The organism is Actinoallomurus vinaceus (genome assembly GCF_039542055.1).
Classification (GTDB): domain Bacteria; phylum Actinomycetota; class Actinomycetes; order Streptosporangiales; family Streptosporangiaceae; genus Actinoallomurus; species Actinoallomurus vinaceus.
On record NZ_BAABHK010000019.1, the window covers coordinates 110,260 to 132,241 of the forward strand.

Here is a 21,982-nt window from a genome sequence, read left to right on the forward strand (position 1 = left end):
GCGTTTGCCGGACGCCGATCCCATCGTTAGCGTCGTGCGGGATGTGAAGCGGCTTCCGGGGAGGGCGGGACAGTGAGACGGACCGGTGGTCTGCGGCTCCTGGCCGCCGTCGCCGCGGCCACCGTCACGGCGTCGGTGTCCGCGTGTGGTGGTTCCGAGGCACGCTCCGACGACGGGCCCGCACGGCGTACGGCGGCGGGGAGCCGGACGACGCCGAGCGCCCGTTCCGGTCCCGACCCGGTCGTGGCGCTCGTCCGGCGGATGAGCACGGCGGACAAGGTCGGCCAGCTGTTCATCCCGACAGTCCAGGGCACCACCGCGTCCGCCGGCGCCGCGATGGTCGAGCAGTACCACCCGGGCGGCGTCATCTACTTCCCGAACAACTTCCGGACCGCGCGGCAGACCGCGACGCTGTCCAACGGCCTGCAGCGCGCGGCGATGAAGAGCAGGGTTCCGCTGCTCATCGGCACCGACGAGGAGCAGGGCATCGTCTCCCGTCTGCCGTACATCACCCGGTTCCCGACGAACAAGGCGCTGGCCTCCACGAAGAACCCCGACGACGACGTGCGAACGGCGGCGCGGGTCACGGGGGAGGAGCTGCGCGCGGTCGGCATCAACCAGGACTTCGCGCCGGTCGCCGACGTCAACGTCAACCCGCGCAACCCGGTGATCGGCGTCCGGTCCTTCGGCGCCGACCCGCAGAAGGTCGCCCACCTCGTCGGCGTCGCGGTCGACGCCTACCGGGCGACCGGGGTCGTCGCGACCGCCAAGCACTTCCCCGGGCACGGCGACACCGCGACCGACAGCCACACCGGCCTTCCGGTGATCAAGCACTCGATGGCGACCTGGGAGCGCCTGGACGCGCCGCCGTTCAAGACCGCCATCGCCCATCACGTCGACATGATCATGACGGCGCACATCGTCGTCCCCGGTCTGGACGCCTCGGGCGATCCGGCCACCATGTCCAAGACGGTCCTGACGGGCCTGCTCCGCGAGAAGCTCGGCTACGACGGGGTCGTGGTGACCGACTCCCTCAGCATGGCCGGGGCGACGATCAAGTACGGCGCGCCGGAGGCGGCGGTGCGCGCCGTACGGGCCGGCGCGGACATGCTCCTCATGCCGCCCTCCCTGAGCAGCGCCTACCGCGCCGTGCTGGCCGCGGTGCGGTCGGGGCGGATCCCGCAGAGCCGGCTCGACCAGGCGGTGACCCGCATCCTGCGGATGAAGCAGGAGCGGGGGCTGTTCCGCTCGCCGTACGTCGACGCCTCCCAGGCCCCCCGGATCGTGGGTTCTGCGGAGCACCGTACGGCCGCGCGCAGGGTCGCGGCGCACGTCCGATCAGGTCGTTGACGATCACGTAACACCGGAACCGTTGACGCGCGTCCGTGTGCGGAACTAAGTTCCAGAGGCTGGCTTCACCCAGTCATTTTCTTTCTATTCGTCTTCGGGGGCGGACGGAAGGAGTCTCTCGATGTCCCGTCGCCGACGGCTCGCCGCGATCAGCACGGCGTCGCTCGTGGCCATCGCCGGACTGGGTGCGGGGAGCGCCCAGGCGGCACCCGCGCCCGGCAAGGACCAAAGCGTCCTGCGGGTCCTCCGCAAGATGACCCTTGAGGAGAAGGTCGCCCAGCTGTTCGTCCTGCAGGTGTACGGCACGAGCGCCGACACCAAGGACCCGGCCGCCGTCGCGGCCAACCAGAAACTGTACGGGGTGGACAACGCCGCCCAGCTGATCGACAAGTACCACCCCGGCGGGATCATCTACTACTCCGTCGACCCGCCCAACCTCGCGAGCCCCCAGCAGGTCGCGCACCTGTCCAACGGGATCCAGCAGGCCGCCATGCGGCAGCGGGTGCCGATCCCGATGACCATCGTCACGGACCAGGAGCAGGGCAGCGTGGTGACCCGCGTCCCCGCGCCGTTCACGCAGTTCCCCGGCAGCCAGGCCCTCGGGGCCGGGCGCAAGCCGCGCGACGCGTACACCACCTCCAAGATCACCGGTCAGGAGCTGCGGGCGATCGGCATCAACACCGACTACGCCCCGGACTCCGACGTCAACGTCAACCCGGCGAACCCGGTGATCGGGGTCCGGTCCGTCGGCTCCGACCCGACGCTGGTCTCGAAGTTCGTGGCGGCCGAGGTCGACGGCTACCGAGCCTCAGGCGTCATCCCGACCGCCAAGCACTTCCCGGGCCACGGCGACACCGACACCGACAGCCACACCGGCGTGCCGATCATCAAGCACACGAAGGAGCAGTGGGAGAAGCTCGACCTGCCGCCCTTCAAGGCCGCCATCGCGCACGGCGTCGACTCGATCATGACGGCGCACATCATCGTCCCGGCGCTGGACCCGTCCGGTGACCCGGCGACACTGTCCAAGCCGATCCTCACCGGCATCCTCCGCGACAAGCTGCACTTCAAGGGCGTCATCGCCACCGACGCGCTCGCCATGCAGGGCGTCCGCGACAAGTACGGCGACGACCGCGTCCCGGTGCTGGCCATCAAGGCCGGCGCGGACGAGCTGGAGAAGCCGCCGACGGACGCCAAGGGCAACGGCCTGTACGACCTGCAGTTCCACGCGGTGGTCAACGCCGTGAAGAACGGGGAGCTCACCGAGTCCCGCATCGACCAGTCGGTGTACCGGCTCCTGGAGCTGAAGAAGACGCACGGCCTGTTCGCGAACCCGTACGTCGATGAGAGCAAGGTCGCCTCGCGGGTCGGCACGGCCGCGCACCTCGCCGCCGAGCAGCGCGTCACCGACCGCACCACCACGCTGGTCAAGAACGGCGCCCTGCCGCTGAAGAAGGACGGCCGCAAGGTTCTGGTGACCGGATGGGGCGTCTCGACGACCCAGACGCTCGCCGACGACATCCACAAGCGGGGCCCGGCCACGACGGTGTACCAGACCGGCGCGAGCCCCTCGCAGGCGACGATCGACCAGGCCGTGGCCAAGGCCAAGGACAACGACGCCGTCGTCGTGACCACCAACCGCGCCTGGGACGTCTCCACGGAGTCCGGCCACAACGGACCGGGCCAGGCCAACCTCGTCAAGGCGCTGGTGGCCACCGGCAAGCCGGTCATCGTGGCGGCGGTCCGCGACGCGTACGACATCGCCTACTTCACCGAGGCCAAGACCTACCTCGCCACATACGGCTACACGCCGGCGTCGCTGGAGTCGCTGACCAAGGTGCTGTTCGGCGAGATCAGCCCCCAGGGCAAGCTGCCCGTCACGATCCCCGCCGCGGGTGACCCGAAGACGACCCTCTACCCCTTCGGCACGGGCCTGACCTTCCGCAAGTAGTCCGCCCCGCCTCCCGCCTCATCGATGTCCGGATCGATGAGGCGGGGTCGGCGTCCCTGGACCGGGCGTGGGACGGCGGGACCCCGCCGGTCGCCGTCCCACGCCCCGCTCATCCGGGTGATCGATGAACACCATTCCCGGCTTCGGCGAAGCATGGAAGGACGTCGATCTTCGGGAACCCCATGCCCCTCTCCGGCCAGGTACGGGGGACGTTGATCAACGACGTCCGTTCCCCGGCGCCGCGACGGCGCCCGAAGGCAAGGAGTGGGAATGGTCAAGAGGACGCTGATCGGGCTGGGAGCCCTCGCCCTGGTCGCGGCGGGACCCGTGCCGCACGCCTGGGCGACGGCACCGGCCTCGCCGGTCAAGGTCGAACCGGCGCAAGGCGGGCACGGCACCTTCCAGCGCGGAACGGTGATCAAACGTACGAAGAAGGCGCCGTCGTTCCGGCGGCTGTCGCGGACCAAGGCGGCGGACGAGCACAAGCTGCAGGTCACCGTGCTCGATCGCAAGGGCGCGGTCGCCACGTCGGAGGAGGCGAGCCGGCTCTACATGTGGCCGCTGGACGGCAGCGACCCGTCCGGCGCCGACGTGGAGAACGGGCACGCCGAGGGTTCGCTGCCCCCCGGCGACTACGCGATGCACGCGGAGGTGCGAACCCCGGAGGCCGACGGTACGACGTCGACCACACTGATCTACCTGCCGAAGGTGACGGTGACCGGCGACCTGTCGCTCACGCTGGACGCCCGGAAGGCCGCCCCCGTCCAGGTGGAGGTGGACAGGGCAGGGGCGAAACCGGTGGGCGGAGCCGTCGTGATGATCTCCCAGCGGCTCGGCGGCGTGTTCCGGGACATCACCGAGATGGACGGAGACCACCTCTACGTCACGCCCGCAGCCGCGGAGGGCGGCCTCGAATACGAGGTGCAGTCGCTGCTGAGCCAGGACGGGAAGCAGGAGGGGAGTCCCTACACGTACAACGTCGCGAGCAAGGCGGCGGGCATCCCGGCGGACCTGAAGCTCAGCGTGCGCACCAAGGACCTGGCGGCCGTCAAGGTCGGGTACGCGGGCGAAGGCCGACCTGCCTGCGCCGGCGAACATGCGGGGGTCGACTGGGGCAGCGGCATGATCACCTTGTCCTACTGGCAACCGGGGGCCGTGCCGACGACGCAGACCCAGTACTACACCCCAGGGTTCGACTGGTCGCTGGATCAGGCCGTCACCACCCCGGACTGCGCCTTCAACGACCTGGACGTCCGGTTCCGTACCGACCGGTTCCCGAAGGCGGGGACGTACACACGGAGCTGGAACAAGGGCCCGCTCGGCCCGGCGGACGGTGAACTCGTCCTCGACACGGGTGACGGGACGGGGTACGACGCGGCGATGCTGTCCGGGACCGACGGGGTGAGCAACGTCGGGGGCTACTCCTTCATGAAGGGCGACTCGGCGTTCGTGAGCTCGACCGGCGAGTCCATCGGCCAGAGCATCGTCCCCGGATTCGGCCGGATCTGGGCGCGCCCGGCGCCGGGCAAGTACACCCTCACTACGAACGCCACCCGGTCGGCGCCCTGGTCGGACCTGGCGACGAGTCAGCACGTCGTCTGGGACGTCACCGTGGGCACGGACAACGTCATCAAGCTGCCGACCGTGCAGTACCGGACGGCGCTCGACGATACGAATCAGGCCCACGCGAACACGACGCAGACCCTGAACGTGGTCCCGCAGCAGGCGAAGGCGGGCGCGAAGGTATCGCTGTGGACGTCCTTCGACGACGGTGACTCCTGGACGCCGGTGCCCCTCCGCGCCGACGGTGACCAGTGGGTGGCGTCCTTCCGTAACCCGGCCAAGGGCTTCGTCTCCCTGCGGACGAAGATCGAGGGTGCGGTCGACCAGACGGTGATCCGCGCCTACGGCATCCGCTGACGCCGAACCGCATGACGTGACGGCCCTCCGAGGCGAGGGCCGTCACCTCACATGACTCACTCGCGGATGGTCACGCCGGCGCGGCGGAGGGCCAGGCGGGTGGCGCCCAGCGTGCCGTCGTGGGCCACGGACGCCTCGACGCCGAACCGCTCGCGGAGCCCGGCGCGTACGGCGTCGGCGACCGGTCCGTTCTCCAGCAGGGAGCCGGCCACCACGACGCCCGGACGGCCCCGCGACCGCGTGGTCTCCTCCAGCGCGGGTCGTACGGCGTCGACGTCGGCGAGCAGCCAGTCCGCGGCCTCGGCGACGATCCGCCGGGCCACGTCGTCGCCCGCCGTCGCGGCGGCGGTGACCAGTGGGGCGAGACGGCCGAGCCCGGCGGGCGGCCCGTCGTACACCTCCTTGAGGATCGCCTGCGGGAGCGCGGCCCCTGAGGACATCGCCGCTCCGGTCGTGTCGCCGGTGCCGATGGTCAGCGTCTTGAGGTCGACTTCCGCGAGGAGGGGCGCGGCGGCCTCCCCGAGCAGCAGCCTCGGCACGCTCTCGGCCAAGGTGGTGGGGGCGCCGCGCCCGTCGTACGCGCGCAGCGCCGCGCGAACCGCCTCGGTGCCGATCCACACCGCGGATCCCTCGTCCCCGACGAGCCATCCGTAGCCGTCGGCACGGCGGACGAGCGCGCCGTCGTCGACCACGGCGGCGCCCGCGCCCGTGCCCGCGAAGATCACCAGGCCGGCCGGCTCGGGGCTGGCCGCGGCGAACGCGATCGCGATGTCGGTGACCACTTCCGGCTCTCCGTGGATGCCCAGCGCCCGCCACGCGGCGTTCGCGGCGGCGACCGCCTTCGGCCGCCCCGCCGACCCGGCACCCGCGATGCCGAAAACGCCGCCTACTACCTGTAGCGGGTCCAGATCGCCCAGCGCGGCCCGTACCGCCGTGGTCAGCGCACCGGCCGGGTCGGCACTGGAGTTAGGATTGGCACCTGGGCCACGGCCACGACCAGCGACAACGCCGTCGACAGTGACGATCGTGGCACGAGTGTTGGTGCCTCCCGCGTCCACACCCACGACGTACGGACCCCTCACGTTAGAGCACACACTGTGACCGTAGAACATGGCATATTGACAGTGAATCATTTTCGTAAGAAAATTTCCTGCATGAGCAAGGTCGGGCCCGACCCCGGGCCGGCGGCCGACGGTGCGAGCGCGTCGCTCAGCACGGTCGTTCGCGTCCGTTCCCTGTTGCCCTCGCTGCCTCCCGCTGAAGCGCGTGTCGCCCAGCGCGTCATCGACGATCCGGAGGCGGTGGCCAACTCCACCATCACCGAGCTGGCGCAGGCCTGCGGCACCTCGGAGACGACGGTCATCCGGTTCTGCCGGGCGATCGGCTTCGCCGGCTACCCGGAGCTGCGGCTGACCCTGGCCACCGAGGCCGGGCGCGCCCAGGGGGTCACCGGCGGGCGCGTCGTCGGCAGCGACATCAGCACCGACGACACGCTCCAGCAGGTCGTGGAGAAGATCTCCTTCGCCGACGCGCGGGCCGTCGAGGAGACCGCCAACCAGCTCGACATCGAGGCGCTCGAGCGGGTCGTCGCGGCGATCGTCGACGCGCGCCGGGTCGACATCTACGGCGTGGGCGCCAGCGCGTTCGTCGCCCTGGACTTCCAGCAGAAGCTGCACCGCATCGGGCGCACCTCCTACGGCTGGTCGGACGCGCACATCATGCTCACCAGCGCGGCCGTCCTGGAGCCCGGCGACGTCGCGGTCGGCATCTCGCACACCGGCACCACGGTGGACACGATCGACGCGCTCAACGTCGCGAAACGGCGCGGCGCGACCACGGTCGCGCTGACCAACTTCCCGCGCTCGCCGATCGCCGAGGTCGCCGACTACGTCCTGACCACGGCGGCCCGGGAGACCACCTTCCGGTCGGGCGCGACGGCGAGCCGGCTCGCCCAGCTGACCGTCGTGGACTGCGTCTTCGTCGGCGTCGCACAGCGCACGTACGAGCCGACCCGTGAGCATTTGGAGGCGACCCGCGAAGCGGTCCGGGTCCGCCGCGTCGGACCGGATCGGAGGCGCCGGTGACCGATCGCCTCTCCGTCGGGGTTTTGCAGGGGGTCCCCACCGAGGGTCGCAATCCGCGCACCGTCGACATCGATCTGCTGCCCACCCTGGACGTGCTCCGTCTCATCAACGCCGAGGACGAGCAGGTGCCCGGGGCGGTGGCGAAGGTGCTGCCGCAGGTCGCCAAGGCCGTCGACCTCGCCGTCGACGCGCTGCGCGGCGGCGGGCGCGTGCACTACTTCGGTGCCGGCACCTCGGGGCGGCTGGCGGTGCTGGACTCCGCCGAGCTCCCGCCGACGTTCGGCATCGAGCCGGGCCTCATCGTCGCCCACCACGCGGGCGGGCTCGGCGCGCTGTCCCAAGCGATCGAGGACGTCGAGGACGACGAGGACCTCGGGGCCCGTGACGCCGAGGACGTGCGCCTCGGCGAGTTCGCCGTGGGGATCACCGCGAGCGGCCGCACGCCGTACGTCGTGGGCGCGCTGCGCGCCGCGGCGGCGCAGGGCGCGCGCACCGCATTGATCAGCTCCAATCCGGGCGCGGCCTTCGGTACGGAGGTCGACGTCAACATCGCCGTGGAGACCGGGCCCGAGGCCGTGACCGGCTCGACCCGGATGAAGGCGGGCACCGCCACCAAACTGGTGCTCAACGCCATGTCCACGGCCGCGATGGTGCGGCTCGGCCGCACCTACTCCAACCTCATGGTCAGCGTGAACGCGCTCAATTCCAAGCTGCGCGGCCGCGTGATCAAGATTCTGGTCGAGGCGACCGGTCTGGACGCCGAGACGTGCGCGGCGGCGCTGGCGGATGCCGGCGGTGACACGCGCACCGCATTGCTGTCCCTGTTGTGCGACGTACCCCCCGACCACGCGGCCGAGGCGCTGGCGGCGGCGGGGGGCTCCGTACGGGACGCCATGCGCGGGATCCGGCCTGAGGTCTAGTCAGACGTCGGGGGCAGCTGAGAAAGGGGTCATCCTCCTGATGCGGAAGTTCTGCACGCTTGTCGCGGCGCTCGGCGTCGCCTTCGCCCTCCCGGCGTGTGCACCGAGCACGAGCAGTGGCGGTGGCAAGGTCCACCTCACGGTCCTGTCGTGGCGTCCTGAGGACACCGCGGGATACAAGAAGATCTTCGCCGCGTACGAGAAGAAGCACTCGAAGGTGACGATCGACTTCAAGCCGATCAAGTCCACCGACTACCTGACGGTGCTGCCGAACGAACTGAAGAAGTCGATGGGCGGGCCGGACGTCGTCCAGCTGAAGCCGTACGGGCCGCTGCAGTCGTACGTCAAGGCGGGCAACCTCGTGCCGCTCGACGGCCAGGTGAACACCACCGGCTGGCCGGACAAGGTCCTGCAGGCCGCCAAGGGCAAGGACGACGGCAAGCTGTACGGCGTCCCGTACGCCCTGCAGACCCTGCAGATCATCTACAACAAGAAGATCTTCGCGGACCAGAAGATCGACCCGCCGAAGACGTGGGCCGACTTCACCGCCGCCTGCGACAAGCTCAAGAAGGCCGGCATCACCCCGCTGGCCACGAGCGGCCTGCAGCCGTGGGTCCTCGCCATCGACCACCAGATCTTCGGCGCGACCCGCTACGGCGGCAACGACTTCGAGCAGGCCGTCCTCACCGGGAAGAAGAACTTCACCGACCCGGACTACACGGCCTCGCTGGAGACCGTCACGAGCCTGAAGTCGTACTTCCCGGACAAGGTCGCCGCCGTCGACTACCCGGACGCGCAGACGCTGTTCACCAGCGGCAAGGCCGCGATGTACCCGGGCGGGTCGTACGAGGTCGGGCCGTTCACCAAGACGGCTCCGGACCTGCAGCTCGGGTTCTTCGACGCCCCGCCCGCGCCGGGCGCCAAGGTGAACCAGCCGCTCACCTCCGGCTACGTCGACGGGTCGTACGGCGTCAACGCCCACTCCGAGCACAAGGCCGAGGCCACCGAGCTGGTGAAATGGATGGCGACGCCGGAGTTCGGGCAGCTGTACGCGAGCACGCTCAAGCAGATCTCGCTCGTGCCCGGCACGACGCCCGGCGACCCGCTGCTCGCCCAGGCGTACCAGAACTATCAGTCTCACGGAGCGACCTACATGATGGTCGTCGACTTCGGCTACGGGAACCCGCTCGGCCGTGACCAGGAGGGGCTGGCCCTGCAGAAGATGCTGGGCGGCACCTCGGCCGCGGACGCGGGCAAACTCGTCCAGAAGGGCATTTCAGCGTGGTTCAAGCCCAGCGGAGGCTGAGGCGTCCGGTCGGCACCGGCGGCGGGCGACCCCGCCGCCGGGTCCTGCTGACCTTCCTGCTGCCCGCTCTGGCGCTGTACACGGTGTTCATCGTCTATCCGCTGATCTCCGCCGCGCAGTACAGCGTGTACTCGTGGTCGGGGAACAAGCAGAGCGGCTTCGCCGGCCTCTCGAACTTTCGTGACCTGTTCACCAAGTACCCGCTGAGCGAGCAGGTGTGGCGCGCACTCGGCCACAACGTCCTGTTCTTCATCGGCACGATGCTGATCCAGACCACCCTCGGACTGACGTTCGCGGTGCTGCTGCACAAGTCGCGGCGCGGCAAGCGGTTCCTGCAGACCGCCTACACGCTGCCGCACCTGGTCAGCCCGATCGTCGTCGGCTACCTGTGGTCGATCATGCTCAACCCGCAGTTCGGCGCGATCAACGCCGCCCTGCGCGAGGTCGGCCTCGGGTCGCTCGCCCAGCCGTGGCGCGGCGACCCGCACCTGGCGCTGCCCGTGGCGATCGTCGTGAACGCCTGGCAGTGGGTCGGCTTCCCGATGCTGCTGTTCGGCGCCGCCCTCGCCGGGATCCCCGACGAGTACGAGCAGGCCGCCCGCGTCGACGGCGCGTCGTCGTGGAAGGTGTTCCGGCGGATCACGCTGCCGCTCCTCACGCCCGTGATGGGCATCGTGACCGTGCTGACCTTCATCGGCACCTTCAACGTGCTCGACCTGATCTACGCGCTGCAGGGGTCCCAGGGCAACCCGCAGTACGCCACCGACGTCCTCGGCCTGGTGTTCTACCGGACGGCGTTCGAGAACCCCGACCCGAACGCCATCGGCCAGTCCTGCGCGCTCGCCGTCTGCATGTTCGTCCTGATCTTCGGGGTCTCTTTGGCGGCCAACCACGTCTTCCGCCGGATGGAGGAACGCGTGCGATGAGCAGCACACTCACGGTCCGTAAACCGACCGCCGTGGCCGCGGCCACGCGGACCTTCCGCAAGCGCCCGCGGGTCGGCGGGGTGGCCTCGGTCCTCCTGCTGTGGGTGTACGCCCTGGCGGCCCTCGCGCCGCTGATCATCATGGCGTTCAACTCGCTGCGCACCGAGCAGGACCTGGCGAACCAGCCGCTCGGGCTGCCCCTCCACCCGGCGTTCGAGAACTACGCCCACGCCTGGTCCGAGGGCAACTTCAGCACCTACTTCGTGAACTCCGTGGTGATCACGGTGAGCTCCGTGGTGCTCGGCACGGGGGTCTCGGTGCTCGCCGCCTACCCGCTGGGGCGCTACCGCTTCCGCGGCCGCGGGGTGCTGTCGTCGTACTTCCTCGCCGGCCTCATGCTGCCGATCCGGCTCGGCGCGGTCCCGGTGTTCTATCTGGTCAACTCGCTCACGACGGCGATGCCGGGCGTCGACTCCCGGTTCTGGCTGATCTGCGTGTACGCGGGCAGCGGCGTGCCGTTCTCGGTCTTCGTGCTGACGGCGTTCTTCCGGCAGCTGCCGATGGAGCTGGAGGAGGCGGCCCGCATCGATGGCGCGGGCGAGCTGCGGCTCTTCGCCCGGATCATGGTGCCCATGGTCCGGCCCGCGCTCACGACCGTGGCGCTGTTCCAGTTCATTCCACTCTGGAACGACTTCTTCTTCCCGCTGGTGTTGCTGAAGGACGATCAGTACACGCTGCCGACCGGCCTGACCCGGTTCTTCGCCGAGTTCGAGGCCGCGCACGCGCAGCTGTCCGCCGGACTCGTCATCACGACGATCCCACTCGTGCTGCTCTTCCTGGTGGCCACCAAACAGATCGTCGCCGGCCTTACGGCCGGAATGTCCAAATAGTTCTGGCGTGTTGATCGCGCGTCCGGCTGGCGTGAATCAGGTCCGTTCAGGTCGGCTGTAGCATGCCATCGTTAAACAGACGATAGTGTTTGCTCAGTGAGGAGTGCGATGGACGAGAGCCCACCGCAACCGCCGTCCTCCAGGGATCTGTGCCGTGGCTGAGGATCTTGGGCGTGTGCTGCTGGGAAGGTACCGGCTGATCGAGCCGCTGGGGCGGGGCGGAATGGGCACGGTCTGGCGTGCGCACGATGAGCGGCTCGGCCGGCAGGTAGCCATCAAGGAACTGCGGTTGCCCGACGACCTGGACAGCGAGCAGCGGGCCACCTGGACGGCGCGCCTCGACCGGGAGGCACGCGCGGCCGCCCGGCTGCGCCACCCCGGCATCGTCGGCGTCCACGACCTGGTCATCGGCGACGATGGGCAGCCGTGGATCGTCATGGAGCTGGTGCAAGGCCCCTCTCTGGCCACGCTGCTCGCCGAGCAGGGGCCGATCTCACCGGCCCGCGCCGCCGCCCTCGGCCTGCAGATCCTGGAGGCGCTGGCTGCCGCGCATCAAGCAGGAATCATTCATCGCGACCTCAAACCGGCCAACGTGCTCTTGGAAGGCGACCGGGTCCTGCTGACAGACTTCGGCATCGCCGTGGTCGATGGCGATGCCACCCTCACCCGGTCGGGCGCGCTGCTGGGCACGCCCGCGTTCATGGCCCCCGAACAGATCCGCGGCCAGGCCGTCACCGCCGCCTGTGACCTGTGGGCGCTGGGGGCGACCTTGTACACGGTCGTCGAGGGGCATCCTCCGTTCGAGGGCGCGACCACCGGGGCCGTCCTGGTCGCCGTCGCCACCGACGATCCGGCCCCGATGACCGCCGCGGGCCCGCTCGCGCCCGTCATCGGCGCCCTCCTCCACAAAGACCCGGCGCAGCGTCCGACCTCCGACGACCTTCGGGCGATGCTGACCCACGTCACCTCCGCCCCGTCGAACCCCGCCCCGTCCACACCTGCCGCGGTGACGGCAAGCGAGCCGCCGCCACCGCGCGCTTACGCACCACCGGTCCCCGGCCCGACCCCTCGATATCCGCATCCCGCACCGCTCCCGCCAAAACGCAGACCGGCTGTACTGATCGGGGCGGCCGCCGCGGCCATACTCATTCTCATAGGGGCCGGTGCGGCGCTCGTCTATGCCCTCAAGAACCCCGCCTACGATGCCAACAAGCGCGCCGCCGCGGCCCTGGGAGCGCCCTCCGGATTCACCCTGAAAAGCGAGCACAAGATCGAGGGCGACCGGGTGCGCCGGACGTTCTCGGGGTGCCGAATGTTCTGCGGCCAGGGCGCGAGGTTGCAGGCCACACAGATCAACTACGTCCGCAACTGGCTGCGGACGCTCCATTCGGTGGCCGCAGTGTCCCCGCCCCAGATCATGCCGGACGGCACGAGCTGCGTCGTCCCCGTCCGGACCGCCACCGGACCCGAGATCTCCAACGTGCGGATCACGATTTCACAAAAGCCGAAGGAGGACTTCCTCCTCCAACTGGACGTCGGCTGACGCGCGGCGGCCACACCGGCCCGGGGAACTTGCTGTGGGTCACCGGGTGGGGACACGAGACGCTCAGCCTCCGCGGGGAGTGTCAACGAGTTCCTCGACGAGCACGGTGAGCAGGTTTCGCGGGAGGTGGCCGACTTCCTGCAGAACAGTCGGCAGGTGCTGAGCATCGGTCTCAGACCGGACCTTCTGAACGACGACGCGTGGGAACTGCTCGACCAGACCCAGGCGTTCATCGCCGGACGACTGGACGGGATACTCGCCATCACCGGTGACGGTGTCTACGACCGGGATCTTCAACTCCGAGTCCATCTCGGCGAATCCCCGACCTGACCAGGCCGGCCTCACCGGCGACCGCCTCGTTTGAAACAGGTTTTTAGGGGCTCCCGAGTCGTCGCTCAATATTTTCGAGTCCAGTTTTTCGTCTGTCGTTTTTGTGGAGATATGAGACGTCGTTTAGTAATGATCTTGCGATAGTATGTTCGATGATTTGACGCGTTGAGAGCATGTCCAAAGGGGGTGCGGCATGACTCAGATAGCGTGTGCCGTTCCCTCATACGGATATGCGACGGGGCGGGACGGGGATTCGCCCTACGTATGGCCGGGTGAATTCATCGAAGAGTCGGCACCGGCGCTGTGGTTCGACGACGGCCTGGACGTTGACGTGTCCCACCTGGAGGTTTCACCGGGCCCAAGGTCGGCGGCGGCGCTGGCCGCCACAAGTCCGGCATCGCTGGACGATGATGGTCTGCTGACTGCGATCGGCGCGTGGCGACGGCTGGGATCGTGGGCGAAGGCCGGGGAACTGGCCGCCGTGGCCGCGTTGCTCGAAAAGCGCACCCGGTGTGGGGGCGGCGTGCAGGCGTTCGAGTCCGCCGTGAGTGAGATCCAGTTGGAGCTCACCTTGACCGGATGGGGCGCCGCGCGGTTGCTGGAGCTGGCCTGCCCGCTGGCCGACAAGCTGCCGGGCACCCTGGACGCTCTTCGCCAGGGGCTGATCGATGAGGCCAAGGCGCGGGTCATTGCCCAGGCCGTCGACGGTGTTGTAGACGCGACTGCCGCGCGGCTGATGGAGCGTCGTGTGCTGCCCGAGGCGCCACGGCAGACGACAGGGCAGTTGCGGAGCGCGGCCCAGCGGGCGCTGATCGAGGTCGACCCCGGCGCGGCCGAGCGCCGGCGCGTGAATGCCGAAGCCGGTCGCCGCGTCGAGTTGCGGGCTACGGACGGCCACACCGCCGATCTGTGCGGGCGCGACCTTCCCGCCGACCGGGCATTGGCCGCCGACAATCGCATCACCGCATTGGCACGGGCGCTCAAGACCGACGGATCCTCGCATTCCCTGACCTTCCTACGTGCCCAGGTCTTCCTCGATCTCCTGCTGGGCACCGGCCCCACGCCCAGCCGGCCGCCGGCGAGCGATCTGCCCGACACCGGTCGAATCGATGAGGCAGGCGACATCGATCCGGCCGACCAGTGGGTGGGCACGCACCGAGCGAACCAGCCGGCCGCCCCGTACGCGGCCGACCGACCCGCAGGCGCCGGCGTCGCCGGCACGGTCCATCTGATCGTGCAGCTTCACACGCTGCTCGGCATGGCGGAGTGGCCCGGCGAAGTTCCCGGCTACGGCGCGGTCCCGGCCTCGGTGGCGCGCGCGATCGCGGCCACGGCCACCGGACGGCGCTGGTGCTACACCGTGATCGACCAGTCCAGGTGTGCCGTCGGTCACGGGCACATTCCGCCACCTCATGACGGCGGCGAGACGATGAGCCGAGAAGCCTTGGCCGACCTCATCACCGCACATCTCGGCGGTCTCGAGACGCGCCCTGGCTGTGGGCATGGGCCCGACTCAGTCGATGATCCGGACGACCGGCACACCCAGGGCTCCTACCGGCCACCGGGGGCCCTGCGTCACAGGGTCGAGACCCGCGACCGTACGTGCAGATTCCCGACGTGTCGAAGACCGGCGGAAGCCTGCGACCTCGACCACACCGTTCCGTATGACGAGGGCGGAACGACCTGCGATTGCAACCTCGCGCCGCTGTGCCGGAAACACCATCGGCTGAAGCAGTCCGCGGAATGGACATTGCTTCACCCGGAGCCAGGGCGGCTGGTCTGGGTGACACCCGCCGGGCGGAAATACTTCGTCAGCCCAGACCCGTACGTATAGCGGGCTTTGGTACCTATGGGCGGCATGGACGCTGATCATGCTGACCCTGCTGATCTGGAAGCCCTTCGGGCTGCCTTCGATGTGGACTCGTGCGAACCGCCTCTGGGCTGGGAAGCGGTGCGTGCTTATGAAGCGGAACGCGGGATCGTGCTGCCCGAGCCGTATCGGACGTTCGTCGCGGAGGTCTGCGACGGCTCTGCCTCGGGGCCGCCGGACTACGGACTCCTCCCGCTGGTGGAGATGCCTGAGGACTGGGGAGATGACCGCCCTCAGCGGGTGCTGGCCAAACCGTTCCCGTTGACCGTGCCTTGGCTGTGGGAGGGAGACGAGGGCGACCCGCGGCAGCCAGAAGAGATCGACGAAGCCAAGTCCCAGGTCTTCGATCACGGTTCGATCGTTCTGGGCACTGACGGCTGCGGCATGTATTGGCATCTCATCGTCACGGGGCCTCACCGCGGACATATCTGGAATATCAGCGGCGAAGGCGCCGCTCCTTTCGGTGCCGAGTTCGGGTTCACTACCGGATCCCCCGGCTTCGCCGGATGGGTGAAGCATTGGGCTGCCCACGAGCCCTGGTTCGATGCCGTATGAGGCAGGAGTCATGACCTGACCTGACCTGACCTGATCCAGCACACATTGTCACCAGCGCAACTGGGCGTAACTGCGTACGCTGTCCGTCCGGTCAGTCGCGCAGGTAGGCGTCGAGTTCCTCGGCGGTCATCTCATCGAACCGTCTCAGGGCGACTCCGAGGAATCGGAGCTGGTCGGTGTCACCGGTGGCCGCACAGACCTGGCCGCCGGCCCACCGCCATAGTGGCAGCCCGCCGGTGTCCAGGGCCGACGACCATCCCTGTGGCGGTATCGGCAGGTCGGTATGAGCCCGCTGCCGACGCTGCAGGCTCATCCGGGCGGCGGCCGGGTACTTGCGGACGAGGAAGTCGAGTTGTAGCAGGTCCCTCGCCTCGGACGGTGGTCGTGCCGCCAGCGAGTCGACCAGGGCGCGTAGCGCCGGAAGTGAGCGCATGAGCCGTTCTTCGGGCGTCATCGTCACATGCCCCGCCGCACGGGCACGCAGACGACCTTGCTGATCGAGCTGATCAGCTCTTCGATGTCGTCGACGGCGAGGAGCCGGGACGAGTCGTTCAGGCGGCCGATCGGGACTCCCCACGACCAGTGCCATCGGAGGCGATCTTGTGCATCCGGTTTGCAGATGATCCTCTCGCTGAGGTGATTGCTTGCTCCGTGTATAAAGATCTCCGCGCCGTACTGCTCGGCGTTCAGCCCCGCCGCCTGGCATTCCTGGGTCAGCCACTTTGCGTACGCGTGAATGTCTTCTGGTCTGTACGGTCTCACGACTTATTCCCTTTTATTCGCCTGCCGATTTTCGGTGACCAGACTCACACGCTGAGTTACTTTGGGGCTACATACAGCCAACAACCCAAGGACACCCTCGCCCCCCGAAGGACTCACCATGGCGAATGGCGCTCTCACCCGAGACCCCCTGATCCGAGCGTTCAGCGCGGTGTTGCGCGGCCACCGCGAGGCGGCCGGTCTCTCCCGTCCAGCGCTGGCCAAGGCGCTGGGCTGCACACCCCAGTGGATCGAGAAGCTGGAGACCGGCCAGCGCGCACCATCGGAGGCGGCTGCGGAAGACCTCGACACCTACTTCAAGACCCCGGAGACCTTCCACCGGATGTGGATCGAGATCCGGCGCGCCGGCAAGCACGCGGAGCTACCCCCGGGTTTCTCTGGATTCGTCGGTCTAGAGGCCAAAGCGAGCATGATGTGCATCTTCGAGAACATGGTCGTCACGGGTCTGTTCCAGGCGCCTCGGTACGCCCATGAGGTGCTCAGGACCGGGCGGAAGCCAGAGGTGGTCGAGCATCTGGTCGCCACGCGTATGGAACGCCAGGAAATCCTCGCCCGAGAGGCGCCACCCGAGATCGTGCTCGTCCTCGACGAAGGCGTCCTCCACCGGCCGATCGGCGACGAGGAAACCCGTAAAGAGCAAATCGGTCACTTGATCAAGCTCGCCGAAGAACCGAATATCACGATGCAGATCGTTCCGAGTCGAACTGGCGCCTATCCCGGCGTCATGGGCGCATTCACCTTGATGAGCTTCGACGATGGACCAGATCTGGTTTACGTCGAGGGCCACACGGAAGGGCAGGTAATCGATCACCCCGACAAGGTTCGAACCCATACAGTACGCTTCAGCTTGATCAGGGGTGCGGCCATGTCCGTAGATGATTCCCTGAAGCTGCTTCGCACGGTGTGGGAGAGCTTATGAAGACGCTGGACTGGTCGGACACAGCGTGGCGCAAGAGCAGCCGTAGCGGTGACACGGGCGGCCAGTGTGTCGAGGTCGCCGCCGTATCTCCGATGGTCACCGCTCGCGACGCCGCCCCGACGACGGACGCGTAGCCGACGCGATCGAGGCCGGCGACGTTCTCCGCCGCCGGGTCGAACGGCCGGTGGTGGCGAGGGCGGTCAGTAGCCGGGGTCCGTGCCGCCGCTCGCCTCGATCAGCCAGTACAGCGTTCCGGTGCCGAAAGGCAGTCCGGTCGTGGCGACGTCGATCCAGCCCGTGCCCGGTGCGTCGGTTCCGGCATGCCACCACCACCAGCTCCGGTCGTCGCCACCCTCCTCTTCGTTCGGGTCGAAATAGAAGAGCCAGTTCGAAAGGCTCCACGGCGCCTTGTCAGCGGTGGTCTCCTCTGCAGCGGTGGTCTCCTCTGTCGGAGTCGTAGCCTGCCAGCGCTCCAGCCAGGCGGCGGCCCGGTCGGCAGGATCGAAGACCGGTCCCGGCGGCTTGACCTCCGGTGCGGACCGCTCGACGAACCAGGAGGGGAGGATCTTCGGCCACTCTTCCTCAGCGGGCCATGAGTCCATCCGCTCGACGACGCATCCGAGCACCTCGCGCGCACGGGTGATCACGGCCGCCGGATCGGTCGCCGTGAAGAACACTCGTACGAGCAGCAGGCCTTCGTCGTCATCTTCGGCGGGGCCGGACCGGATGCGCCGCAGCTCGCTATCGGAGATCCTCATATCCCGAATTTTGCAGGATCTTGGTGAATGCTCGGGCTTTGGGATGCATCCTCCGCCTCCGCTCGACAAGAAATCACCCGGCGGCGGCGATGATGCTCTGGACCCGAGCCGTGGTGGTGACCGCGCGGACGGCCTCCGGCGGGTACAGCGCGCCGCCCATGTAGATGTCCGGCCGGGCGAAGCGGGACGGCGACGGCAGCGCCTCGGAGGCGGTGAAGTGCATCTCCTCGGTGCCGGTCTGCTCGGCGACGCGGGCGGCGGTGCGTTCGTTGATCCCGCCGGCCGCGAGGATGACGATCCGGCCGGCGGCCTTCTGGACGAGCCGCGCGATCAGGTCCGCGCCCTCCAGGGCCGACGGGGCCGCGCCGGAGGTGAGCAGCCGGTCCACGCCGAGGGCGACGACGTCCTCGAACGCCGCCTCGGGGTCGCGGGTGACGTCGTACGCCCGGTGGAAGGTGACGCTGAGCGGGCGGGCGGCCTCGACGAGCCGTGCGCACAGTTCGGTGTCGATGTCCGCGTCGGGGGTCAGGGCGCCGATGACGACGCCGTCCGCGCCGCCGGCCTTGACCGCAGCGATGTCGCGCAGCATCACCTCCGCCTCGGCGGGGGTGTACACGAAGTCCCCGCCACGCGGGCGGATGATCACGTGGACCTTGATCCGGCCGGCCGCGGCGGCGACCGCCTGCTCGATCATCCCGATGCTGGGCGTGATCCCGCCCTCGAACAGGGCGGCGCAGAGCTCCACCCGGTCGGCACCGGCCTCCGCCGCGGCCGCGACGCCGTCGGCCGAATCCAGGCAGATCTCGTAGCGCACGTTTCGGTTCCTTTCGGAGAGGGGCAGAGCAGCTCTGAGGTCAGAGCAGTTCCGGGGTCAGGTCCGGGTCGGGCATGTCGGAGTCGAATGGGAACAGCGGCCGCCGTACGCGGTGGTGGCCGAGCCGGAGCAGGTCCTGGTCGACGCCGCCCGGCGTGAGGGCGAGCAGCCAGTCGGCCGCGAGGTCGTAAAGCTCCGGCTCCAGGTAGCCGATCTTGACGATGACCAGGTCGGTCGCGGCGGGGTCCAGGCCGAGGAAGGTGAAGTCGCGGATCTCGTGGTACGGCTTGCGGCGGGCCGTCACGATCACCTGGAGCCCGCCGGTCCGGATCACGGCGATGTCGCCGCCGACCGGGTCGTCGCGGCGGAGCGCCTGGACCGTGCCCGCGAGGGCGGCCGGGCCGGCCGGGCCCGAGTCGATCTTGCCGCCGACCCGCAGCATCACCTCGGCGCCCTCGCCGGCGGCGAACGCGGCGTCCACCGCCTCGGGATCCACGATGCTCGCGTAGATCGCGCTGACCTTGCCGAGCCGCAGTTCCTCGACGCCGAGCAGGTACTCCAGCGTGGCGGAGACGTCGCCGGCACCACCGGCGGTGGGGTTGTCCCCGGAGTCGCTGATCAGGAACGGCCGGGCGTCGCTGTCGATCGCGGACCGGACGCAGTTCTCAAGGTCGCCGGTGGGGGCGACGAAGGCGAAGTCCGCGCGGGCGTCCCAGTACGCCTCGGCCAGGCCGCGCGCCTGCGCGGTGACGGTCGCCTCGTCGTCGCCGGTGACGACCACGGCGGCCCGGCAGCGGGGCTCGTCGGCCCAGGCGTACCCGACCCAGATCGCGGCGTCGAGCACGCCCGGCGTCGCCTCGACCTCGGGCACGCGGGCGTACAGGCTCTTGGCGGGCTCGATGCGGGTGCTCGTCTTCTCGCCGGGCAGCAGCACCGGCACCTGCACCCAGGCCTTGAGCGGGCGCCCGCCCTCGCGCAGGCGGGCCACGAGGTTGCGCGCCGCGCGCTCCCGGGACTCCCAGGCGTCCTCGTGCGGCGCCATCCGGTAACAGGTGATCAGGTCGACCGTGGAGGCCAGCTCGCGAGAGACGTTCCCGTGGAGGTCCATGGACGCGGAGATCAGCGTCTCCGGGCCGACGGCCGCTCGTACGGCGGCGGCCAGGCCGGCCTCCGCGTCGGTCCGTCCGGTGACGCTCATGGCGCCGTGGATGTCGAAGAACAGGCCGTCCAGCGGTCCGGCGGCCGTGGCACGTTCCACGATCTCGGCCTCGAGGGCGTCGTACACGTCCGGGTCGACGGCGCCGCCCGGCAGGGAGACCGCGTGCAGCAGCGGCACCCACTCGACCGCCGCGCACCACGGCCGCGGCTCCCGGATCCAGGGATACCGCGCCAGCAGGGCGTCGTCCCGGGTGACCGTGAAGTCGGCCAGGCGGGTCAGGTGCGGGGAGAACGTGCTCGACTCGATCGCGATGCCGGCGATGCCGATGCGCAGTGGTCTCACGGGGCTCCTTGGCTAGGAGGGGCGGGTCACGCCCTGGTCGAGGATGAGCCGGCGGATTCTCACGAGGGCTCCTTGGCTAGGAGGGCAGGGCCACGCCTTGGTCCAGGATGAGCCGACGGGTTCTCACGAGGGCTCCTTGGCCGGCAGGGCCACGCCCTGGTCGAGGACGAGCCGGCCGATGCCGAGCAGGCCGGCGTCGGGCCCGGCGACGCTCTCCCCGATCTCCAGGTCCTGGGTGGTGGGGGGCAGGCATCGCTCGTACAGGACGCCGCGCGCCGCCGCGACGAAGAGGTCGCAGGCGGCCAGCGCGCCGCTGAGGATGACCGCCTGGGGGTTGAGGAAGTTCACGATCGTGGTGAGGACCTCGCCGAGCTGCCGGCCGGCGAACCGGACGTTCGTCGTGACCGTCGGATGCCCGTCACGGGCGAGGCGCACGAGGTCGGCGGTGTTCTTGACGTCGACGCCGTCGGCGTTCACGGCGGCGACCAGCGCCGCGCCGCTGGCGATGGTCTCCAGGCAGCCGAAGTTGCCGCAGCTGCACGGCCGCTCGCCGCCCGCCGGGACGCGGTTGTGGGTGATGTCGCCGGCGAAGCCGCGGGCGCCCCGGTGCAGCCGGCCGTCGCTCACGACCGCCGCGCCGACGCCGGTGCCGGCCTTGACGAAGACGAAGTCGCGCAGGGCCGGGCCGCGCGCGACGGTCTCGCCCATCGCCATGAGGTTCGCGTCGTTCTCGACGACGAGCGGTGCCGTGAACCGCCGGCCGAGGCGCTCACGTACGGAGTAGCCGTTCCAGCCGGGCATGCGGGCGGGCCCGATCATGACGCCGTCGAGGTCGACCGGACCGGGCAGTCCGATCCCGGCGCCGAGCACCGGGCGTCCCGCGCCGAGGTCCTCGAGGGCGTCCATGACCTGATCCAGGATGGGCTCCGGCCCGGAGCCGATGTCGATCTCCAGATTGCGGACCGTCTCGGGCCGGCCCGTACCGTCCAGCGCCGCCAGGCGTGCGTGGTGGCCGCCCAGGTCGGCGGCCAGCATCACGCCCTCGCCGGCGGGCACGCTGAGCAGGCGCGGACGTCGGCCGCCGCGTGAGCGGCCCTCGCCGGACTCCAGGAGCAGACCGGAGTCGAGCAACTCCTGCACGTGGGCGGAGACCGTCGACGGGGCCCAGCCGAGCAACCGGGCCAGCTCGGCCCGCGACGTGGCCTGGCCCGACGCGACGAGCCCGATGATCTGCGCGGCCGACACGGCGGCTCCTTCGTCGAACGACTGGGAACTTAATTCGATTCCGAACATTCATAGACCGGATCGAGCGGAACAATAGCAAGCGGATGCCCGAGAGTCCATCGAGTGGTCGCGTAACACGACGGTAATCGGGGGATTCGTGAGGGTCGAGGGTGTTACTTGATTCGAATCAGTCTTGTCTTGATTCGATGAGGCGATGTATCGTCGCCGCCACATCGCCACTGATCCCCACCGGACCGGCCCCCTCGTACGAAGCCGCCGGCCCGGTCGGCCGAACCGACTCGCTGAACCGCGGACGACGTCCGTCCCTCCCGGCAGGAGCA

At 69.4% G+C, this 21,982-nt stretch carries 21 protein-coding genes; 13 read left to right on the plus strand and 8 right to left on the minus strand.

Going from position 1 to position 21,982, the window contains the following annotated elements; translation table 11 throughout:
• Positions 1 to 72 precede the first annotated feature (72 nt).
• From ABEA24_RS44545 to ABEA24_RS44555, 3 genes are all read left to right on the plus strand, one after another.
• On the plus strand, positions 73 to 1,350 hold the full coding sequence (locus ABEA24_RS44545) for a glycoside hydrolase family 3 protein (RefSeq protein WP_345440216.1): 1,278 nt from the start codon (positions 73 to 75) through the stop codon (positions 1,348 to 1,350).
• 121 nt (positions 1,351 to 1,471) lie between these two features.
• Positions 1,472 to 3,301 (plus strand): glycoside hydrolase family 3 protein, encoded by a 1,830-nt coding sequence (locus tag ABEA24_RS44550; protein WP_345440219.1) that lies wholly within the window; start codon positions 1,472 to 1,474, stop codon positions 3,299 to 3,301.
• Between the two features lie 270 nt (positions 3,302 to 3,571).
• Positions 3,572 to 5,221, plus strand: coding sequence for a hypothetical protein (locus ABEA24_RS44555; protein WP_345440222.1), 1,650 nt, complete (start codon positions 3,572 to 3,574; stop codon positions 5,219 to 5,221).
• 56 nt (positions 5,222 to 5,277) lie between these two features.
• Here the strand turns inward: ABEA24_RS44555 and ABEA24_RS44560 are convergent, their stop codons facing one another.
• Positions 5,278 to 6,315 (minus strand): N-acetylglucosamine kinase, encoded by a 1,038-nt coding sequence (locus ABEA24_RS44560; RefSeq protein WP_345440225.1) that lies wholly within the window; start codon positions 6,313 to 6,315, stop codon positions 5,278 to 5,280.
• Between the two features lie 60 nt (positions 6,316 to 6,375).
• Between ABEA24_RS44560 and ABEA24_RS44565 the strand changes: the two genes are divergently transcribed.
• The 6 genes from ABEA24_RS44565 to ABEA24_RS44590 all read left to right on the plus strand — a co-directional run bounded on the left by ABEA24_RS44565 (position 6,376) and on the right by ABEA24_RS44590 (position 12,890).
• Positions 6,376 to 7,305, plus strand: a complete 930-nt coding sequence (locus tag ABEA24_RS44565) for a MurR/RpiR family transcriptional regulator (RefSeq protein WP_345440228.1) — start codon at positions 6,376 to 6,378, stop codon at positions 7,303 to 7,305.
• Complete coding sequence (murQ, locus tag ABEA24_RS44570; protein WP_345440231.1) at positions 7,302 to 8,225, plus strand: N-acetylmuramic acid 6-phosphate etherase; 924 nt, start codon at positions 7,302 to 7,304, stop codon at positions 8,223 to 8,225. The genes ABEA24_RS44565 and murQ overlap by 4 nt, the downstream gene beginning before the upstream one ends.
• Before the next feature lie 40 nt (positions 8,226 to 8,265).
• Positions 8,266 to 9,531 carry an ABC transporter substrate-binding protein gene (locus tag ABEA24_RS44575; RefSeq protein ID WP_345440234.1) on the plus strand — a complete coding sequence of 422 codons (1,266 nt, stop codon included), beginning with the start codon at positions 8,266 to 8,268 and terminating at the stop codon, positions 9,529 to 9,531.
• Positions 9,507 to 10,457 carry a carbohydrate ABC transporter permease gene (locus ABEA24_RS44580; protein ID WP_345440237.1) on the plus strand — a complete coding sequence of 317 codons (951 nt, stop codon included), beginning with the start codon at positions 9,507 to 9,509 and terminating at the stop codon, positions 10,455 to 10,457. The genes ABEA24_RS44575 and ABEA24_RS44580 overlap by 25 nt, the downstream gene beginning before the upstream one ends.
• On the plus strand, positions 10,454 to 11,347 hold the full coding sequence (locus ABEA24_RS44585; protein WP_345440240.1) for a carbohydrate ABC transporter permease: 894 nt from the start codon (positions 10,454 to 10,456) through the stop codon (positions 11,345 to 11,347). Before ABEA24_RS44580 ends, ABEA24_RS44585 begins: the two co-directional genes overlap by 4 nt.
• A 154-nt stretch (positions 11,348 to 11,501) precedes the next feature.
• Positions 11,502 to 12,890, plus strand: coding sequence for a serine/threonine-protein kinase (locus ABEA24_RS44590; RefSeq protein WP_345440243.1), 1,389 nt, complete (start codon positions 11,502 to 11,504; stop codon positions 12,888 to 12,890).
• A 63-nt stretch (positions 12,891 to 12,953) separates the two neighbouring features.
• Here ABEA24_RS44590 and ABEA24_RS44595 read toward each other — a convergent pair whose 3' ends face one another.
• Entirely contained in the window at positions 12,954 to 13,199 is a 246-nt protein-coding gene (locus ABEA24_RS44595) for a hypothetical protein (protein ID WP_345440246.1), read from the minus strand.
• 214 nt (positions 13,200 to 13,413) lie between these two features.
• Between ABEA24_RS44595 and ABEA24_RS44600 the strand changes: the two genes are divergently transcribed.
• Both ABEA24_RS44600 and ABEA24_RS44605 read left to right on the plus strand, forming a co-directional pair.
• On the plus strand, positions 13,414 to 15,054 hold the full coding sequence (locus ABEA24_RS44600) for an HNH endonuclease signature motif containing protein (RefSeq protein WP_345440249.1): 1,641 nt from the start codon (positions 13,414 to 13,416) through the stop codon (positions 15,052 to 15,054).
• 24 nt (positions 15,055 to 15,078) lie between these two features.
• Complete coding sequence (locus tag ABEA24_RS44605) at positions 15,079 to 15,645, plus strand: SMI1/KNR4 family protein (RefSeq protein ID WP_345440252.1); 567 nt, start codon at positions 15,079 to 15,081, stop codon at positions 15,643 to 15,645.
• A 91-nt stretch (positions 15,646 to 15,736) separates the two neighbouring features.
• Here the strand turns inward: ABEA24_RS44605 and ABEA24_RS44610 are convergent, their stop codons facing one another.
• Together ABEA24_RS44610 and ABEA24_RS44615 are read right to left on the minus strand one after the other, a co-directional pair.
• The gene (locus tag ABEA24_RS44610; RefSeq protein ID WP_345440255.1) at positions 15,737 to 16,078 is read right to left on the minus strand and encodes a hypothetical protein; all 342 of its coding nucleotides are present in this window, start codon (positions 16,076 to 16,078) and stop codon (positions 15,737 to 15,739) included.
• A gap of 23 nt (positions 16,079 to 16,101) precedes the next feature.
• Positions 16,102 to 16,407 carry a hypothetical protein gene (locus ABEA24_RS44615; RefSeq protein WP_345440258.1) on the minus strand — a complete coding sequence of 102 codons (306 nt, stop codon included), beginning with the start codon at positions 16,405 to 16,407 and terminating at the stop codon, positions 16,102 to 16,104.
• Positions 16,408 to 16,525: 118 nt separating this feature from the next.
• Here ABEA24_RS44615 and ABEA24_RS44620 point away from each other — a divergent pair, with 118 nt between their 5' ends.
• Together ABEA24_RS44620 and ABEA24_RS44625 are read left to right on the plus strand one after the other, a co-directional pair.
• Positions 16,526 to 17,344: a helix-turn-helix domain-containing protein gene (locus ABEA24_RS44620; protein WP_345440261.1), complete on the plus strand. Its 819-nt coding sequence runs from the start codon at positions 16,526 to 16,528 to the stop codon at positions 17,342 to 17,344.
• Entirely contained in the window at positions 17,341 to 17,478 is a 138-nt protein-coding gene (locus ABEA24_RS44625; protein ID WP_345440264.1) for a DUF397 domain-containing protein, read from the plus strand. Before ABEA24_RS44620 ends, ABEA24_RS44625 begins: the two co-directional genes overlap by 4 nt.
• Before the next feature lie 66 nt (positions 17,479 to 17,544).
• On the opposite strand, the gene ABEA24_RS44630 is transcribed toward ABEA24_RS44625, so the two are convergent.
• The 4 genes from ABEA24_RS44630 to ABEA24_RS44645 form a co-directional block, all read right to left on the minus strand.
• Complete coding sequence (locus ABEA24_RS44630) at positions 17,545 to 18,102, minus strand: hypothetical protein (protein WP_345440267.1); 558 nt, start codon at positions 18,100 to 18,102, stop codon at positions 17,545 to 17,547.
• 73 nt (positions 18,103 to 18,175) lie between these two features.
• Complete coding sequence (locus ABEA24_RS44635) at positions 18,176 to 18,916, minus strand: copper homeostasis protein CutC (protein ID WP_345440270.1); 741 nt, start codon at positions 18,914 to 18,916, stop codon at positions 18,176 to 18,178.
• A gap of 40 nt (positions 18,917 to 18,956) precedes the next feature.
• Positions 18,957 to 20,417, minus strand: a complete 1,461-nt coding sequence (locus ABEA24_RS44640) for a M81 family metallopeptidase (RefSeq protein ID WP_345440273.1) — start codon at positions 20,415 to 20,417, stop codon at positions 18,957 to 18,959.
• A 123-nt stretch (positions 20,418 to 20,540) separates the two neighbouring features.
• Positions 20,541 to 21,662 carry an ROK family transcriptional regulator gene (locus ABEA24_RS44645; protein ID WP_345440276.1) on the minus strand — a complete coding sequence of 374 codons (1,122 nt, stop codon included), beginning with the start codon at positions 21,660 to 21,662 and terminating at the stop codon, positions 20,541 to 20,543.
• Positions 21,663 to 21,982: the final 320 nt, after the last annotated feature.

Coding starts and splice junctions, on each gene's coding strand:
- ABEA24_RS44630 (WP_345440267.1), bottom strand. CDS start 18,102: ATGAGGATCTCCGATAGCGAGCTGCGGCGCATCCGGTCCGGCCCCGCC.
- ABEA24_RS44625 (WP_345440264.1), top strand. CDS start 17,341: ATGAAGACGCTGGACTGGTCGGACACAGCGTGGCGCAAGAGCAGCCGT.
- ABEA24_RS44575 (WP_345440234.1), top strand. CDS start 8,266: ATGCGGAAGTTCTGCACGCTTGTCGCGGCGCTCGGCGTCGCCTTCGCC.
- ABEA24_RS44600 (WP_345440249.1), top strand. CDS start 13,414: ATGACTCAGATAGCGTGTGCCGTTCCCTCATACGGATATGCGACGGGG.
- ABEA24_RS44620 (WP_345440261.1), top strand. CDS start 16,526: ATGGCGAATGGCGCTCTCACCCGAGACCCCCTGATCCGAGCGTTCAGC.
- ABEA24_RS44605 (WP_345440252.1), top strand. CDS start 15,079: ATGGACGCTGATCATGCTGACCCTGCTGATCTGGAAGCCCTTCGGGCT.
- ABEA24_RS44585 (WP_345440240.1), top strand. CDS start 10,454: ATGAGCAGCACACTCACGGTCCGTAAACCGACCGCCGTGGCCGCGGCC.
- ABEA24_RS44565 (WP_345440228.1), top strand. CDS start 6,376: ATGAGCAAGGTCGGGCCCGACCCCGGGCCGGCGGCCGACGGTGCGAGC.
- ABEA24_RS44610 (WP_345440255.1), bottom strand. CDS start 16,078: ATGCGCTCACTTCCGGCGCTACGCGCCCTGGTCGACTCGCTGGCGGCA.
- ABEA24_RS44595 (WP_345440246.1), bottom strand. CDS start 13,199: ATGGACTCGGAGTTGAAGATCCCGGTCGTAGACACCGTCACCGGTGAT.
- ABEA24_RS44550 (WP_345440219.1), top strand. CDS start 1,472: ATGTCCCGTCGCCGACGGCTCGCCGCGATCAGCACGGCGTCGCTCGTG.
- ABEA24_RS44555 (WP_345440222.1), top strand. CDS start 3,572: ATGGTCAAGAGGACGCTGATCGGGCTGGGAGCCCTCGCCCTGGTCGCG.